General features: G+C 62.3%; 12 protein-coding genes. 1 reads left to right on the top strand and 11 read right to left on the bottom strand.

What is annotated here, in order from left to right; all coding sequences use genetic code 11:
* Nucleotides 1–9: 9 nt before the first annotated feature.
* The 5 genes from PQB87_RS23565 to PQB87_RS23545 form a co-directional block, all read right to left on the bottom strand.
* Nucleotides 10–1,917, bottom strand: coding sequence for an AMP-dependent synthetase/ligase (locus PQB87_RS23565; protein WP_111940767.1), 1,908 nt, complete (start codon nucleotides 1,915–1,917; stop codon nucleotides 10–12).
* Nucleotides 1,914–2,702, bottom strand: coding sequence for an enoyl-CoA hydratase/isomerase family protein (locus PQB87_RS23560; protein WP_011548529.1), 789 nt, complete (start codon nucleotides 2,700–2,702; stop codon nucleotides 1,914–1,916). The genes PQB87_RS23565 and PQB87_RS23560 overlap by 4 nt, the downstream gene beginning before the upstream one ends.
* A gap of 4 nt (nucleotides 2,703–2,706) precedes the next feature.
* On the bottom strand, nucleotides 2,707–3,861 hold the full coding sequence (locus PQB87_RS23555; protein WP_011548530.1) for an LLM class flavin-dependent oxidoreductase: 1,155 nt from the start codon (nucleotides 3,859–3,861) through the stop codon (nucleotides 2,707–2,709).
* Nucleotides 3,862–4,151: 290 nt separating this feature from the next.
* On the bottom strand, nucleotides 4,152–4,931 hold the full coding sequence (locus tag PQB87_RS23550; protein WP_011548531.1) for a creatininase family protein: 780 nt from the start codon (nucleotides 4,929–4,931) through the stop codon (nucleotides 4,152–4,154).
* 2 nt (nucleotides 4,932–4,933) lie between these two features.
* Nucleotides 4,934–5,698 (bottom strand): enoyl-CoA hydratase/isomerase family protein, encoded by a 765-nt coding sequence (locus PQB87_RS23545; RefSeq protein ID WP_111940765.1) that lies wholly within the window; start codon nucleotides 5,696–5,698, stop codon nucleotides 4,934–4,936.
* A gap of 218 nt (nucleotides 5,699–5,916) precedes the next feature.
* Between PQB87_RS23545 and PQB87_RS23540 the strand changes: the two genes are divergently transcribed.
* Nucleotides 5,917–6,738, top strand: a complete 822-nt coding sequence (locus tag PQB87_RS23540) for an AraC family transcriptional regulator (protein ID WP_011694458.1) — start codon at nucleotides 5,917–5,919, stop codon at nucleotides 6,736–6,738.
* Between the two features lie 37 nt (nucleotides 6,739–6,775).
* Here PQB87_RS23540 and PQB87_RS23535 read toward each other — a convergent pair whose 3' ends face one another.
* From PQB87_RS23535 to mdeB, 6 genes are all read right to left on the bottom strand, one after another.
* On the bottom strand, nucleotides 6,776–8,413 hold the full coding sequence (locus tag PQB87_RS23535) for an acyl-CoA synthetase (protein ID WP_111940763.1): 1,638 nt from the start codon (nucleotides 8,411–8,413) through the stop codon (nucleotides 6,776–6,778).
* A gap of 201 nt (nucleotides 8,414–8,614) precedes the next feature.
* Nucleotides 8,615–9,763 carry a 3,4-dihydroxy-2-butanone-4-phosphate synthase gene (gene ribB, locus PQB87_RS23530; RefSeq protein WP_011548535.1) on the bottom strand — a complete coding sequence of 383 codons (1,149 nt, stop codon included), beginning with the start codon at nucleotides 9,761–9,763 and terminating at the stop codon, nucleotides 8,615–8,617.
* A 22-nt stretch (nucleotides 9,764–9,785) separates the two neighbouring features.
* On the bottom strand, nucleotides 9,786–10,295 hold the full coding sequence (locus tag PQB87_RS23525) for an Lrp/AsnC family transcriptional regulator (RefSeq protein WP_011661374.1): 510 nt from the start codon (nucleotides 10,293–10,295) through the stop codon (nucleotides 9,786–9,788).
* A gap of 248 nt (nucleotides 10,296–10,543) precedes the next feature.
* On the bottom strand, nucleotides 10,544–12,331 hold the full coding sequence (lpdA, locus tag PQB87_RS23520; protein ID WP_233344076.1) for a dihydrolipoyl dehydrogenase: 1,788 nt from the start codon (nucleotides 12,329–12,331) through the stop codon (nucleotides 10,544–10,546).
* Between the two features lie 274 nt (nucleotides 12,332–12,605).
* A complete protein-coding gene (gene aceF / locus PQB87_RS23515; RefSeq protein ID WP_233344077.1) occupies nucleotides 12,606–13,940 on the bottom strand; it encodes a dihydrolipoyllysine-residue acetyltransferase in 1,335 nt (444 codons plus the stop codon).
* 162 nt (nucleotides 13,941–14,102) lie between these two features.
* A complete protein-coding gene (mdeB, locus tag PQB87_RS23510; RefSeq protein ID WP_011694457.1) occupies nucleotides 14,103–16,817 on the bottom strand; it encodes an alpha-ketoglutarate dehydrogenase in 2,715 nt (904 codons plus the stop codon).
* Nucleotides 16,818–16,943: the final 126 nt, after the last annotated feature.

The raw sequence follows: 16,943 nt of genomic DNA, 5'->3' as shown, positions 1-16,943 counted from the left end.
CGGCGATTCCTATTGCCGGTGAACGGACGCTGCTGTCCCTGAACCGACGAGCTGCTCCTTGATCAACTGCTCTTCGGCATCGTCGTAAAGGCCGGCAATAATGTGCGCGTAGCGTGCCATCAATGCCTTGCGGCGTTTCTTGCGCGTGGCGGTCATCACGCCGTTTTCCGGTGTGAGTTCCTCGGGGAATATCCTGAACGCCTTGATCTGCTCCGCGCGCGCCAACCTCGCATTTGCCTTTTCCACTTCTTCACGGATCAGGTCGATAACGGGCTGCGAACTGGCCAGATCGGCGTACTGCGTGACCGACGGGTCGTGCGTCCTGGCCCAGTCCATGGCGAGCGTGCCGTCGACTTCGATCAACGCCGTCAGATACTTGCGCCCTTCGCCGATCACGAGTGCCTCAGTAATGTACGGACTCTGGCGCAGTTCGTTTTCGACCTGCACCGGGCTGATCGATTTGCCGGCGGCCGTATTGATGAGCTCCTTCTTTCGATCGATCAGCTTGTACGACCCGTCCGCGCCGACGTCGACGATATCGCCGGTGTACAGCCAGCCGTCCCGCAGCGCGGCCTTCGTTTCGGCTTCCTTGTTCCAGTAGCCGATGAACAGCCCCGGCCCCCGAACGATCATTTCGCCGTCCGGCAACACGCGGGTTTCCCAGGCGGGGTCGTCGAGCGGGACGCCGGAGTTGCCGGGCCTCGACCAGTCGGTCACCTGCGCGAGGTTGCCGCCGACCATCTCCGTTTGCCCGTAATTCTCTTTCAGGTTGACGCCCCACAACTGAAACAGCGTGACGACCTCGGGCGGCACCGGAGCGGAGGCCGTGTACGGATAACGCAAATCGTCGAAGCCGATTCTGGCCAGCAACGGCTTGAACACGTGCTCACGGCAGATGGCGTAGAGCTGTTCCTTGAACGGGTCGCCCGTGCCTGCATCCTGGCGATCGGCCAGCACTTCCCGCGCGATGCCGAGCGCGAGCGTGTAGTTTCTCCGCTCGGCTTCGCTGCTGCCGTTCACGTGGTTGATGATCTGGGTCGCGAACTTCTGATAGAAGCGCGGCGGCGCCATATAGGACGTCGGTCTGACTTCCTGAATGCACTTCGCGAAATCGGCCGACACGTCGACGAAGTAAGGTACCGTCTTCGCGATCAACGGCAGCGTCGTCGCCTGAATGCGCGCGACCGTGTGCGAAAGCGGCAGATGGATCACCATGCGCTGCGGTTCGGACAACATCGCCGGACAGAAGGTCGGCCACGTGAACGCGCCCGCGAGCATCGACACGTGCGTCAGCATCGCGCCTTTCGGCGCCCCCGTGGTTCCCGAGGTGTAACCCAGGCTCACCAGGTCCGTCGGCCGCGCAAGCTCGGACTGCTCACGCAGATAAGCGACTTCGTCGCCGTCAAAATGCGACGCGAACTCGGCGAGTGAAACGACATTCATGCCGGTTTCGTCAGGCGAGCGCTTCCAGTCCGGATCGAGCACCACGATCTTGAGGAGCCGGCTGGACGTATCGGCCGCTTTCATGACCCGAAGCTGTTCGGCACTTCCGGCAAAAGCGAGTGTCGCCCCTGAATCCTCCAGGTAGTAGCGCACCTCTTCGACCGACGCGGTGAAATAGACGCCTACCGTCACCGCGCCCGAGCAGATCGTCGCCATGTCGGCAATCAGCCACTCCTGCGATACGTCGCCCATGATGGCAATCCGATCGCCTCGTGCGACACCGGCCGCGCCGAGGGCTGCGGATACGGAACAGACTGCGTTCGCATAGCCCTTCCAGGTGGTGGGCACCCACGCTCCGGCACGCCTCTGAAAGAACGCGTTTGCGTCGGCGTCGTTCTTCACGCGCTCGATCAGCAAGGCCGGAATGGTGGTGGTCGCGAATTGATTGCCGGAAGTCCACGGTGCCGCGCTCATTTCCAGTTGTCTCCAAAGCGCTTGCGCCTTTCGGTAAACGAAGCCACCGCTTCGCGGCGCTCGGGGGAATTGAACGTGATCGTCTCCAGAGCGATCGACGTGTCGAGAAGCAGATGGGCATTCTGCTTGACGAGCTTGTTGACGCAGTACTTCGTCCAGACGATCGCGTCGCGCGGGCCGCTCGCGAGCAGTTCCGCGTAATCGATCGCCGCCTCCAGCAGCTTGTCGCTTTCGACGATCTTGTTGATCATCCCCATCGTCAGCGCTTCCTCCGCGCTGACGAAGTCGCCCGTCATCAGATAGTGCCGCGCGCGGACCGGCCCGAGCAGAAGCGGCCAGATCACCGCACCGCCGTCGCCCGCGACGACACCGGCATTGACGTGCGTATCGGCGAACCGTGCGGTCGGGCTCGCATAAATCATGTCGCAGAACAGCGCGAGCGTCGCGCCCAGGCCCACGGCCACGCCATTGACCGCCGCCACGATCGGCACCTCGACCTCCAGCATGTTTCTTATGAGGTGACGGCCACCACGCGTCGCCGACGGGATATTGCCGTTGTCGATCGACTTCTGGTCGCCGCCCGAGCAGAACCCGCGACCGGCGCCGGTCAACACGATCGCCTTGACCGCTTTGTCGTGATCCAGCTCGACGAATACCCGTTCGAGTTCGTCGTGCATGTCCCAATTGATGGCGTTCAGGATTTCCGGGCGATTCATCGTAACGATCGCGACACCGGAGGACCGTTGTTCGACATTCAGATACTGATAGCGCGAAGACGTATTCATAGGTTCATCCTTGACTTTGCTTCGGGTTGGCGGCCTGCGGACGCATGGCGCGAATCTTCTCGAGCAACTCGTCGGTCGGGCGGACGATATTGTTGCGATCGTTGAAATGCGGAATCACGTAACGGCCCACCATGTCGATCGTCGACATGATCTGCTCGTGCGGCACCGAGTCGATATGCAGCAGCACCTCGTCGATTCCGAGCTTCTCGTATTGCTCCAACTGACGGATGACGGTATCGGGGCTTCCGCACACCGTGGTGGCGGATTCGTTCAGCAGGTAGTCCCAATCTTCGGCGGCGCGCTGCATCGCGGGCACGCTTTCGGCCATGTATGCGTAGTTGTCCGCGAGTTTGGCGAGCCGCGGATACGCATCGGTCGAGATGCGCGCATAGTTCATGATCGCGCCGGCGTAAATGTCCTTCGCTTCCTGGTCGGTCTTGCCGATACCGATGAAGATCGGCATGCCGGCGCGCGGCTTGTGCAACGGCCCGGTCTCATCGCGCTTCCAGCTGTTCCAGTAGGTGTCCAGCAGCCCCTTCTGTTTCTCCCATCCCTGATAAATCGCATGGCTCATCACCGCGAGACCTTCCGAGCCGGCCCAGGCATGGCTGTTCGCACTGGTGGCTGCAACGCCGAGGACGGGATACGGTTTTTGCAACGGCTTCGGCACGAGCGACCGGGGCGGCACCTGGTAATACTTTCCCTCGAAGGTGAACACGTCCTCACGCATCGCTTTGCGCAACAGCGCCATGCCCTCTTCCATTTGCGGCAGGGTTTCCTCCGGCGATACGTTGAACGCGCGCATTGCGATCGTCGTGTTCGCGCGCCCGCAATACATCTCCATCCGGCCTTCGGAGAGGATGTCGGTGGCCGCCAGCCGTTCCGCGGTACGCAGCGCGTGATTGATGGCCTTCGGCATCAGCGCCACGGCAGGACGCAGCTTGATTCGCGAAGTGACGGCCGCGAGATAACCGAACACCACTTCAGGCGCCGAACTCGACACGCCGCCAAGCGCAAAGTGCTGCTCCGACAACGCAACAAAGTCGAAACCCATTTGCTCGGCGAAGCGCGCTTCGCGAACCAGCTCGCGAAGCCTGTTCGAGTAGCTATGCCCGACCTGCGTCTCCTGCTCGGACCAAAAACCGAATTTCAATGGCATTTTCTTTTCCTTGACAGTCGTAATTCGAAAATTCACGGCGCGCGCGAACTGCTGCCGAGGTTCGGGCAGTGTCACGCCGCCAACCAATTAACATCGTCGTTTAACTTGATTTAGAAACAGCCCATCCAGATTGGATAGCGATACTCATCCATCCGGATGCCTTTTCTGTCTTGATGTCTCTTTTGTTTTCGTGAATAAATATTGCCGCACATCCCGCAGCATTTTTTATTCTTTTCATGCCGCAACCTTGCCGATACCGGCAGATCATGCTGCCGGCTCTCCGTCTTTTTCTAGGTCGACGATTCGGCCGCAAATGCCGACGCGAGAAGCCTCGCGGTCGCACGCAAACAGGCCTCGCCGATCTCGCGTGACGATCCTCGCGCATCGCCCAGCACGCCGTTTCGGGAGATCGACGCCACGCCTTCCTTCCACATCCGGTTCAATTGCTCGGTCGTCATGGCGCCCACGTGGCCGGCCGTGAGTCGAGCGAGTCGCACACTGTCCGGATCAAGGTGGATCATCAGGGAGGTTTCGGCGATGTCTGCGTGTCCGCCCACGGATTCCGGATCGCCGCCGGCTTCCTCGACGGCCAGTCGCCATTCGCGCAGCCACGCCTGATGATCCGTATAGGCAAGCACCTGGACGTCTGGCCCGACGGCCTGTCGCAATTCCGGCAACATCGCATGAAGGGCATTGAAGTTACCGACATGCGCCGAGAACAGATAGATGCACTTGAATCCATGTGCCGCGAGGCTCACGCAGTAATCGTGGCAGAGCGCGGCATACGTGTGCTCCTGCAACGAGATCGTGCCCGGGAAGGCCATGTGGTGCTTCGAGCATCCCACTCGTATCGTCGGCGCGATCAGGGTTCGCCCCAGCAACGTGGCGATTTCCACGGCCAGCGCGTCAGCATGATCGGCATCCATGCTCAGCGGCAGATGGGGGCCGTGCTGCTCGATTGCGCCGCAAGGAATGATGACGCGATCGAACTGCGTGGCCAATGCGGCCGCCACGCCCTCATACGTCATGCGCGCAAGATGCAGCGTTTCCGGCAGTTTGAGATTGCTCACGATCAGGCCTTCTTATTGCGGTTCAGAAATATGGATCTTGCGTCCGCGGTCCGCGCGTTGCCGAGATATCCACGCAGGTCATCGAGCGTCATCTGCAGCAGAGCTTCGTCGTTCATCCGTGGACTCTCGCGCAGCGTTCGCTTGATGGCGGCGAACAGCTGGCGATCTTTGGCGCAAAGCGCGCGGCATTTGGCCAGCGCGTCTCTCAGCGTTTCATCGTGCGGGGAGATCGCGTCCACCGCGCCTATCGCCAACGCTTCTCCGGCCGTGATCAGTTCACCGGAGAAAAGCAGCGAACGCGCGGCACGCCGACCCAGCAGGGCCGCTGCGTGGCGCATGCCTTTTGCCGCGGGCAACAGGCCGTGATTGATCTCGGGAAATCCTAGCCGGGATTCAGCGGACGCGACGACGTAGTCCGCATGCAGCGCCATTTCGAATCCGGCACCCACTGCATAGCCGTTGACCGCGCACACGAGCGGGCTCGGATATTGCTCGAGTTGCGCCAGGAACGCATGGAACGCTTCCATGCGCGACAGGGCGAGCTCATGGTCCGCCACTTCATTGATATCGCCGCCGGCACAAAAGAACTTCTCTCCCGCCCCGGTGAGCACGATGCCGGGTGGCACGTCGTGTCGAGCGAAGTCGCGGAAGACGGACATCAATGCGGTGATGAGCGGTTCGTTCAGTGCGTTCGCCGGCGGCCGGTCGATCGTCAGTTGCACGACGTCCGCGTCGATCCGTGTGCAAATCAATTCGTCGGTTTTCATACCTGATGTCTCGTGAATTTACATCGAGTCAGTGTAGGTCCGACGGGGCCAAATTTAATTTTGATTTGCCGGCGCCATCGTTGATTCGGCGGATTAAAATCGCGTCAGTCGGATGGCCCACCGTATGTTGCACCGAGGGCGGCGATACATGAATTCACCGAGGCCAGGCAGGCGCAGAAAGCGAGTGAACCGTGGAACCCAACAATCCTGAAATCGGCATGTCCGCTTCGCGAGCCATGACAGACCCGGTGAAGATCAACTATCAGCCGTTCGATCCGGACTCCGTCGATTTGCCGGTCATTTCCGTTCTCCTGGAGACGAGCGGAAAAGAGGATGAGCTGCCGATGCACGTTCATCGCAAGGGGCAATTGGTCGTCGCATTGAGCGGGTCGGTCATGTGCCGATCGCCGAGCGGATGGTGGATCGTCCCGCCCAACGGCGCGGTGTGGATTCCGGGCGGCATTCCGCACAGCAATCATGCTTCCGATTTCGCCAAGCTGTACGTCATCTTCATTCCGCCCGACGAGGCCGGCCTGCCCACCGACTGCCGCAGCTTTACGATCACGCCGCTCATCCGCGAGTTGATCCGTTCACTGGCCAGGTTTCCGCCCGACTATCCGAAGGACGGCCCGGTGGGCCGGCTCGCCAGAGTGCTGCTGGATCAGCTCGCGCTGCTGGCGCCCGACGACGTCTTTCTCCCGATCTCCGACAATCCCCGTCTTCAACAGATCGCTTCGGCGTTGCTCGACAACCCCGCCGACCGCAGCACGATCGCGGAATGGGGGCGCCGATATGCGATGAGCGAACGTACGCTCGCGCGGCTGGTACGCAGCGAAACCGGCATGACCTTCGGGCGCTGGCGCGAGCGTCTGCATATCATCATTGCGCTTCAGCGATTGTCGGCAGGCGCGTCGGTTCACGCAGTGGCGCTCGAGCTCGGCTATGAAGGTCCGAACTCGTTCATCACCATGTTCAAGAAGACCATGGGACAAAGTCCCGGCAAGTTTCGCGTGGACCAGAAGGAGGCGTCCTCGCGCTGATCGAAACGCGGCGGCTGGCGCTATGCCGCCGCCCCTTTCACAGCTGGCGCGCCCGCTCCCTCAAGTGGAACTTCTGGATCTTGCCGGTCGCTGTCTTCGGCAGCGGCGAGAACACGATGGTCTTGGGCACCTTGAAATGTGCCAGCCGCTCGCGGCAAAACGCGATGATTTCCGCTTCGGTCACCGCCGAATCGTCTTTGAGCGCGATGAAAGCACAAGGTGTCTCGCCCCACTTGTCGTCGGGACGCGCGACGATTGCCGCCTCCAGAACGGCGGGATGGGAATACAGTATGTCCTCGATCTCGATCGACGAAATGTTTTCGCCTCCCGAGATGATGATGTCCTTCGAGCGATCCTTGATTTCCAGGTAGCCATCGGGATGCCATACCGCGAGATCGCCCGTGTGAAACCACCCGCCGGAAAATGCCTCCACGGTGGCGTCCGAATTCTTCAGGTAGCCCTTCATCACGTTGTTGCCGCGCAGAAATACCTCGCCGAGCGTTTGCCCGTCTTTTGGAACAGGCTCCAGCGTATCGGGGCTGGCTACCATCACTGCCTCGAGAGCGGGGCCGCGCACTCCCTGGCGGGCCTTGAGCCGCGCTTTCGCATCGAGATCGAGTGCATTCCACGAGTCGCGCCACACGCATTGCACGACCGGCCCATAGGACTCGGTCAACCCGTAGGCGTGCGTCACGTCCCAGCCCATGCGCTCCATGCCGGCGATCACCGAAGCGGGCGGCGGCGCACCGCCGGTCATGACCTTGACTCCATGACGGATGCTGGCTTTCAGCTCCGGCGCGGCGTTATTGATCATGTTCAACACTACGGACGCCGCACAAAAATGCGTGACCGCCTCGGTGCGGATGGCGGCGAGAATCCGCTCGGCCCGCGTATGGCGCAGAAAAACACTGGTGCCGGCCACCAACGCCATGGTCCACGGAAAGCACCAGCCATTGCAGTGAAACATCGGCAAGGTCCATAGATAGGTCGTGTCCTCGTCCAGATGCCACGATAGTGCGTTCGATACTGCGTTCAGATATGCGCCGCGATGGTGATACACGACGCCCTTGGGATTGCCCGTCGTGCCGGATGTGTAGTTCAGCGATATGGCCTGCCATTCGTCTTCCGGCATCGCGACAGAAAATTCTGTGTGCGCGGCCTCCTGCAGCAACGCCTCGTAGTCTTTTTCGCCGAGCAGATCACCTTCTCCGAACTGTGGGTCGTCGATGTCGATGACCTGAATGGCGCGGCCGAGCCGTGCCAGGGCCTTCTTCACCGTCGAGGAGAATTCGCGGTCGGTGATCAGCAGCTTCGCGTCGCCGTGGCCGAGAATGAACGCGATCGTGTCGGCGTCGAGCCGTGTGTTGATGGTGTTCAGGACAGCGCCGCAAAGCGGTACACCGAAATGTGCCTCGAACAGTTCGGGCGTATTGGCCGCGATCATCGCCACCGTATCGCCGTTGCCGATGCCGCGCCCGCGCAGCGCGCCGGCGAGCATCCGGCACCGCCGGTAGGTTTCGGCCCAGTCGCGGCGTATCGTGCCGTGCACGATGGCCGTGCGCTCCGGCCAGACGGACGCGGCGCGTTCGAGAAACGTCAGCGGCGACAAGGCAATGAAGTTCGCCGGGTCGCGCTCGAGTCCGATCGTATAGGGATTTTCCGCCGTCGTTTTCATGCGGGCCGCCCCGCGGCCACGGCGCTCGCGCGCGCGCCGACGATGTCGGGGTTTTCTGCGTGTCTCATCTCTCCTCCAGTTGCATTTATGGTCACGAAACGCCCTGCGATGAGCGTCACGACTTCATCCGGAACAACGCTCCCGCGATCGGAACGGGACGACCCGATTTCTGCATCGGCACGGCGGCGCGACCGGATGGCGTCAAACTTCCTGATCGTCGTGAATTCGCTCTATTTTTCTCTGCTCGACCATGTTCAAACCGTAGCCCTCCAGGCCCACGATCGTTCTTTCATGATTGGAGAGCAGGATCATGTTCTTCACGCCGAGTTCGGTGAGAATTTGCGCGCCTATTCCGTAATCGCGCAGTTCCGGCTCGGCAGGCTTGGGATGCATCATGGCACGCACCCGCTCGGACACGGCCGTCGGGCGGGATTCGCGGATCACCACGATGACGCCGCGATTCTCGTTCTCCAGCAAACGCGCCGCGCCGCGCAGGGACGCGAGGTGGTGACCGCCGATGACGTCGTTCATGGTATCCATCGCATGCATGCGCACGAGAACGGGGTCGGCGCCCCGTAGATCGCCCATGACGAAGGCGATATGCTCGACCTGATCGATCCGGTTCCGGTAGACCACGATCCGCCAATGCCGTCCATTCGGCTCGGTGAAGCTCCCGTGTTCAACGGCCTCGACGAGCCGTTCCGTTCGTCGGCGATACGCGATGAGATCGGCGATCGTGCCCAGCTTCAGCTGATGCCGCCGTGAAAAGGCGATGAGGTCCGGCAGCCTCGCCATGGTGCCGTCGTCGTTCATGATTTCGCAGATCGCACCGGCCGGTGCGAGCCCGGCCAGCCGGGCGATATCTACCGCCGCCTCGGTGTGGCCCGCGCGCACGAGCGTGCCGCCGTCTCGCGCCATGAGCGGAAAGACGTGTCCGGGAGAAACGAGCTCGTCTCGCCCCGTTTCCGGATTGATCGCCAGCGAAATCGTGCGGGAGCGGTCGGCCGCCGAGATGCCGGTGCTCACACCGTCACGCGCCTCGATCGACACCGTGAAGGCCGTCTCGTGCCGCGAACCGTTGATTCGGCTCATCAAATGCAAACCCAGCGATTCGCAGCGCGAGCGAGTCATCGCGAGACAGATCAAGCCGCGCGCATGCGTCGCCATGAAGTTGACGGCGTCGGGCGTGGCGAATTGCGCGGGAATGACGAGGTCGCCTTCGTTCTCACGGTCCTCGTCGTCGACCAGAATGAACATCCGCCCGGCGCGCGCTTCTTCGATAATCTCCAACGCCGTTGCGATGTCGGCGCGCGAATCTGCCGGCCGGCCGGCGGACATTGCGTTACTCATGAGAGCACCTTACGCGATGTGATCACGACGCCTGCGCCAGTCCATGAATCTGGATAGGCCGCGTCTTGTCGATGGGAAGCGTCGTCTTGTTGGCAAGCCGTTTCAGGACGACGTTCGAGCGAACGCTGGCCACACCGGGAAGCGACGTCAGCTTGTGCGTGATGATGTGTTCGAGTTCGACGAGATCTCTCGCCACCACCCGCAGCAGATAGTCGGTTTGCCCGGTCATCATGAAGCAGTCCATGACTTCGGTGATGCCTCTGACCGTGTCGGCAAAACTCTCCCGCGCCTGCATGCCCTGCCGCTCCAGACTGATCTCGACGATGGCCATGATGCCCAGGCCGAGCAGGGACGCATTGAGCACGGCGACGCGTCGGCTGATTACACCGAGACGCTCCAGATTTCTGACCCTGACGAGACAGGGAGAGGGCGACAGGTTGACTCGAGCCGCCAGTTCGAGATTCGTCAAACTTGAGTCCTCCTGAAGTTCACTCAGGATGCTAAGGTCTATCCTGTCCAGCGCAACGTTCATAGCCCGCGTCTCCTCTTTGCACAAGGCTCCGGTGCCCTGAAGTTCGAACGCTCGCTTGCGCGGCAGAACATCGATTTCCGCTCCAGCAGGCATTCGAACAACATCACCTGATGAACAAGTTTATGCCTGGCAGCTCCGCGGAAAATTCTGATAAAAAGTCGAGTTATCACCAAAAACGGTCATTGTCGCCGCACGTTCGGGAAAACCCGCAACTCGTCATACTTGCGACACGCAAGCCGAGATGGCGATCAGGCCTTTCTGGGCGGCGGCAAGTCCGTGCAGACGCCTTCATACAATTCGGCGGCCATGCCGACCGATTCGCCGAGTGTCGGGTGCGGATGGATCGTCTTGCCGATGTCTTCCGCGTCCGCGCCCATCTCGACGGCGAGGCAGACTTCGCTGATCAGGTCGCCCGCGTTCAGGCCGACGATCGCGCCGCCGATCACGCGATGGGTTTCCTCGTCGAAGATCAGCTTCGTGAAGCCTTCGTCGCGGCCGTTTGCGATCGCGCGGCCCGATGCGGCCCACGGGAACACGGCCTTGCCGTACTTGATGCCTTCGGCCTTGCACTGGTCTTCCGTCTTGCCGGCCCACGCCACTTCCGGATCGGTGTAAGCCACCGACGGGATCTGCAGCGCGTCGAAGTACGCCTTCTCGCCGTGCGCGGCTTCCGCTGCGACGTGGCCTTCATGCACGGCCTTGTGCGCGAGCATCGGCTGGCCGACGATGTCGCCGATCGCGAAGATGTGCGGGACGTTCGTGCGCATCTGCTTGTCGACGTCGATGAAGCCGCGCTCGGTGACGGCGACGCCCGCCTTGTCGGCGCCGATCTTCTTGCCGTTCGGGCTGCGGCCTACCGCGACGAGCACGAGGTCGTAGCGCTGCGCTTCCGCGGGTGCCTTCTCGCCTTCGAACTTCACGTAGATGCCGTCTTCCTTCGCTTCCGCGCCGACCGTCTTGGTCTTCAGCATCACGTTGCCGAAGCGCTTCGCGTTGAACTTTTCCCAGACCTTCACGAGATCGCGGTCGGCGCCCATCATCAGGCCGTCCATCATTTCAACGACGTCGATCTCGGCGCCGAGCGTCGAGTACACCGTCGCCATTTCGAGGCCGATGATGCCGCCGCCGATCACGAGCATGCGCTTCGGCAGCTGGCGCAGTTCGAGTGCACCGGTCGAATCGACAACGCGCGGGTCTTCCGGCATGAACGGCAGCTTCACTGCTTGAGAGCCGGCGGCGATGATGGCCTGCTTGAACTTGACGATCTTCTTGCCGTTGTCGCCCTGCACTTCCATGTGGAACGGGTCGACGAATGCGCCGATGCCGGTCACGACTTCGACCTTGCGCGCCCTCGCCATGCCGGCGAGGCCGCTGGTCAGCTTCTTGACGACGCCGCCCTTGAAGTCGCGCAGCTTGTCGAGGTCGACTTGGGGCTTGCAGAACGTGATGCCGTGCGACGCGAGCGCTGCGGCTTCCTCGACGACCAGCGCCGTGTGCAGCAGCGCTTTCGACGGGATGCAGCCGACGTTCAGGCATACGCCGCCGAGTGTCGAATAGCGTTCGACGAGCACCGTCTTCATGCCGAGGTCGGCGGCGCGGAACGCGGCCGAGTAGCCGCCGGGGCCGGCGCCGAGCACGAGCATGTCGCACTCGATGTCGGCTGAGCCGCCGTAGCTGCCGGCTTGCGGCGCCGGAGCGGCAGCGGCAGCGGCTGCGGCCTGTGCCGGAGCCGCTGCCGGTGCCGCGGCCGCGACGGGCTTGGCGGGCTCTGGTGCTTTCGCCGGTGCGGTGGCGTTTGCGGACGCTTCGACGAGTGCGATCACGGTGCCTTGGGAGACTTTGTCGCCGGCTTTGACTTTGATTTCCTTGATGGTGCCTGCGATGTGGCTGGGCACTTCCATGGATGCCTTATCGGATTCGAGCGTGAGGAGCGTTTGCTCTTTTTCGATCACGTCGCCGGGTTTGATGTTGACTTCGATGACATCGATGCCGTTGAAATCGCCGATATCTGGAACTTTGACTTCGATGAGACTCATGTACGTCCCCTTCTTGTTGGCTACGGAGAGAGGGAATGGAAACTCGCACGATGAACCGGCCACGGCCTGACAAGAGAACGCGAACCTGGGCAGAACCACCTTTGCTGTCCGCCCAAGGACGCGCCTTTCTTTTGGTTACTTTTCTTTGGAAGACAAAGAAAAGTAACCGCCGCCCCGCGCAGGGGCGACGCTAGCAGACCGTATGCAAAACAGGTTCAACGACAGTACGGGGCGCACCGACAAAAACGCACGCCCCCGCGAGCCCCTCTTCTCATCAAAGAATGATGCGACGGAAATCCGCGAGCAACGCGCCAAGATAAGCATTGAACCGCGCGGCTTCGGCGCCATCTATCACGCGATGATCGAACGCCAGGGAAAGCGGTATCGTCAACCGCGGCACGAACTGCTTGCCGTCCCACACCGGCTTCATCTGCCCGCGCGACAACCCGAGGATCGCCACTTCCGGCGCGTTGATGATCGGCGTGAAGTGCGTGCCGCCGATCCCGCCGAGCGACGAGATCGAGAAGCAGCCACCCTGCATCTGATCGGGCTTGAGCTTGCCGTCGCGCGCGGCCTTCGACAGCTCGGCCATTTCCTTCGCGATGTCGACGAGGCCCTTCTTGTCCGCATCGCGGATCACCGGCACGACCAGACCGTTCGGCGTGTCGGCCGCGAACCCGATGTGGTAGTACTGCTTGAACACCAGGTTGTCGCCGTCGAGGCTCGCGTTGAAGGTCGGGAATTTCTTCAGCGCGGCGACGACCGCCTTGATCACGAACGCGAGCATCGTGAACTTCACGCCCGCCTTTTCGTGCTCCTTGTTCAGCTGCACGCGCAGCGCTTCGAGCTCGGTGATGTCCGCTTCGTCGTTGTTCGTGACGTGCGGGATCATCACCCAGTTGCGATGCAGGTTCGCGCCCGAGATCTTCTTGATGCGCGACAGCGGCTTCGGCTCGAACGGGCCGAACTTCGCGAAGTCGACCTTCGGCCACGGCAGCAGGTTCAGCTCGCCGCCGCCTGCCGGCGCGGCTGCCGCGCCCGGCGCCGCGCGCTGGCCCGACATCACGCCCTTCACGAAGCCCGTGATGTCGTCCTTGGTGATGCGGCCCTTCGGGCCGCTGCCCGACACGCGCGCGACGTCGACGCCGAGTTCGCGCGCGAACTTGCGCACCGACGGCGATGCGTGACTGGCGCGAGACGGCTCGCCTTCGCGCGCCGGCGCGCGATGCAATGGCGCGGATGCGGAGTTCAGTTCGGGCGCCGGCGCAAGCGCCGGCACCAGCCCTGTCGCGACATTCGCCGACGGACACGCGAGATCGCGCGCAGCCGAGGCGGCCGCAGGCACAGGCGCCGCGTCGTCCTGCCGCTCGCCGTCGCTGTCGAGCAGCGCGATCAACGTGCCTTGCGACACCGTCTCGCCGACGGCGACCTTCATCTCCTTGATCACGCCAGCGGTGGGACTGGGCACATCCATCGTCGCCTTGTCCGACTCGAGCACGACGAGCGACTGCTCCCGTTCGACGCGTTGTCCGACTCCCACCAGAACTTCGATCACGGGGATGTTCTTGTAATCGCCGATATCCGGCACTTCTATTCGTGTCACCCGCACATTCGTCTCCAACAGCAAGCATTTCAACAGTCAACGCCCCCTCTTCATCAGGTCGGACGCACTTGATTCGATCGGATTTCCCGCGATGGACCGATGGACGCGCAAGGCCTTCGAGCAGCCACTTCGCGCGCCGCTCGCACGACGCTCACCGGTCAACGGGTGCTAGACCAGCCAGGGTTCGGTCAGCCCGGTTCCGCTTCGCCCGTATCGGTCGATCGCCTGACGCACGACGTCAGGGTCCTGCCGGCCCTCGTCGACGAGTGCTTTCAGCGCGGCGATCACGATCGACGCACGGTCCACTTCGAAGAACGCACGCAACGCCGCACGTGTATCGCTGCGCCCGAAGCCGTCGGTGCCGAGCACGACGTAGCGGGACGGTACATACGCGCGGATCAGCTCGGGCACGGCGCGCACATAGTCGGTCGCGGCGATCACCGGTCCACGTGCGGCGCCCAGGGCGGCCGTCACGTAGGGCACCGCAGGCTCGCCGTGATCCAGTAGCCGCTGCGCACGCTCCGCGGACACGCCGTCGCGATGCAATTCGGTAAAGCTCGTCACGCTCCAGACGGCCGCGTCGATATTCCAGTCGTCTTTCAACATCCGTGCCGCGGCCTGGACCTCACCGAGAATCGCGCCCGAGCCGAGCAACTGCACCTGCGCGATCTCGATCTGCGCGGGCTCCAGCACGTACATCCCCTTGAGCACGCCGCTACGGACGCGATCGAGATCCGCTTCAGTCAACGAACGTTGTGCGTAGTTTTCGTTGGTGACCGTCATGTAGTAAAAGACGTCGCGCTGACGCGCGATCATCTCCTGCATGCCCTCGTCGACGATCATCGCCACTTCGTACGCGAAGGCCGGATCGTACGCGCGGCAGTTCGGTATCGTCGAGGCCGCGAGGTGGCTCGTGCCGTCTTGATGCTGCAGACCTTCACCGCCGAGCGTCGTCTTGCCGGCCGTCGCGCCGATCAGGAAACCGCGCGCGCGCTGATCGGCAGCCGCCCAGATCAGGTCGCCGATGCGCTGGAAACCGAACATCGAGTAGTAGATATAGAACGGCAGCATCGTCAGATCGTGCACGCTGTATGACGTCGCCGCGGCAATCCACGACGACACCGCGCCCGCCTCGGAGATGCCCTCTTCCAGAATCTGGCCGCCGGTATCCTCACGGTAATAAAGCATCGAACCCATGTCTTCCGGCTCGTACAGTTGACCGAGCGGAGAATAGATGCCGATTTGCCGGAACAGATTCGCCATGCCGAAGGTGCGCGCCTCGTCGGCGACGACGGGCACCACACGCGGCCCCAGCTCGGCGTCCTTCAACAGGTTGCCGAGCATGCGCACGAACGCCATCGTGGTCGACATTTCCTTGTCGTTGGTATCGAGCGCGAATCGTCCCCACGACGACATCGCGGGCACGGCCGGCGCGTGCGACGCCGCAGTGCGCCTGCGCGGAAGGTAGCCGCCCAGCGCCGCACGGCGCGCGTGCAGATACTGCATGACGGCACTGCTTTCGTCCGGCTTGTAGAACTTGAGTTGTTCGACATCGTCGTCGGAGAGCGGCAGGCGAAAGCGGTCGCGAAACGCCTTCAACTGTTCGATGTCGAGCTTCTTCTGCTGATGTGTGGTCATGCGCCCCTGGCCGATCGAGCCCATGCCGAAGCCCTTCATCGTCTTCGCGAGAATCACCGTAGGTTGCCCGCTGTGTTTCGACGCCTTGTCGTAGGCAGCGTGCAATTTGCGCACATCGTGGCCGCCGCGCCGCAGGCGGTCGATATCGTCGTTGCTCAGATGCGCGGCGAGTGCGGCCAGTTCGGCGTTCTGACCGAAAAAGCGGTCACGATTGTAGGCACCGTCGTTGGCGGAAAAAGTCTGGAACTGGCCGTCCACGGTGTGCGCGAACGCGCGCAACAGCGCCCCACTGCGATCGCGTGCGAACAGGGGATCCCAGTCCGAACCCCACAACACCTTGATGACGTTCCAGCCCGCCCCCGTAAACTGCGCCTCGAGTTCGTCGATGATGCGGCCATTGCTGCGCACCGGTCCGTCGAGCCGCTGCAAATTGCAGTTGATCACGAACACGAGATTGTCGAGCCGCTCGCGCGCGGCCAGCGACAGCGCGCCGATCGCCTCGGGTTCGTCCATTTCGCCATCGCCGAAATAGCCCCACACCTTGCGGCCTTCCGTGCGTTGCAGTCCGCGGTTCTGCAGATAGCGCATGAAGCGCGCCTGGTAGATCGAGTTGATCGGCCCAATGCCCATCGAGCCGGTCGGGAACTGCCAGAAGTCCGGCATCAGCCACGGATGCGGGTAGGAACACAGGCCCGCACCGGTGATTTCCTGTCGGTAATGCTCGAGATGCGCTTCGTCGAGAAAACCTTCGAGGTAAGCCCGCGCGTAAACGCCCGGCGCGGAATGGGGTTGAAAATAGACGAGATCGCCACCGTTGGCATCGTTCGCGCCGCGAAAGAAATGATTGAAGCCCACTTCGAACAGGTCGGCCGCCGACGCATAGCTGGCAATATGCCCGCCGAGTTCACCGTAGGCGCGATTGGCCCGCACGACCATGGCCAGCGCATTCCAGCGCAGCGCGGCGGCAAGCTTTTCTTCGATATCGAAGTCTCCCGGATACGGCGGCTGCTGAGCGACGGCGATCGTATTCACGTAGGGCGTGACATTGAGGCGCGCCGTTGCGATACCGTTGGACGACGCGTGGGCCGCGAGCCGATCGAACAGGTACTGAGCCCGTTCGGCACCGGCATGCCGAACCACGCCATCGAGCGCATCGAGCCATTCGGCGGTTTCGAGTGGGTCGTCGTCGACTTTCGTCTGGCCCAGGGAAAGGATCGAGGGTGTCCCCGTCGATAAGTCGGTCATCTTGCAACTCCGTAAAAGCAATGCGAGTTCAGTGGCGAGTGCGCAAAGATTACGGGGGATGCCGCAGAATGTGTGGTCGTATTGAAGGCCGCCAAAGCGGTATCGGCTGCAGTGTCTTCTGCGGAA

This window comes from Burkholderia sp. KL41, assembly GCF_057005415.2.
Note: the sequence above shows the minus strand (reverse complement) of the source record. Positions and strands in the feature narration are given on the sequence as shown.

Excerpts from the sequence above, each read along its gene's own strand:
- PQB87_RS23565 (WP_111940767.1), bottom strand. The coding sequence starts at position 1,917 with ATGAGCGCGGCACCGTGGACTTCCGGCAATCAATTCGCGACCACCACC.
- PQB87_RS23560 (WP_011548529.1), bottom strand. The coding sequence starts at position 2,702 with ATGAATACGTCTTCGCGCTATCAGTATCTGAATGTCGAACAACGGTCC.
- PQB87_RS23555 (WP_011548530.1), bottom strand. The coding sequence starts at position 3,861 with ATGCCATTGAAATTCGGTTTTTGGTCCGAGCAGGAGACGCAGGTCGGG.
- PQB87_RS23545 (WP_111940765.1), bottom strand. The coding sequence starts at position 5,698 with ATGAAAACCGACGAATTGATTTGCACACGGATCGACGCGGACGTCGTG.
- PQB87_RS23540 (WP_011694458.1), top strand. The coding sequence starts at position 5,917 with ATGTCCGCTTCGCGAGCCATGACAGACCCGGTGAAGATCAACTATCAG.
- PQB87_RS23535 (WP_111940763.1), bottom strand. The coding sequence starts at position 8,413 with ATGAAAACGACGGCGGAAAATCCCTATACGATCGGACTCGAGCGCGAC.
- ribB (WP_011548535.1), bottom strand. The coding sequence starts at position 9,763 with ATGAGTAACGCAATGTCCGCCGGCCGGCCGGCAGATTCGCGCGCCGAC.
- PQB87_RS23525 (WP_011661374.1), bottom strand. The coding sequence starts at position 10,295 with ATGAACGTTGCGCTGGACAGGATAGACCTTAGCATCCTGAGTGAACTT.
- lpdA (WP_233344076.1), bottom strand. The coding sequence starts at position 12,331 with ATGAGTCTCATCGAAGTCAAAGTTCCAGATATCGGCGATTTCAACGGC.
- mdeB (WP_011694457.1), bottom strand. The coding sequence starts at position 16,817 with ATGACCGACTTATCGACGGGGACACCCTCGATCCTTTCCCTGGGCCAG.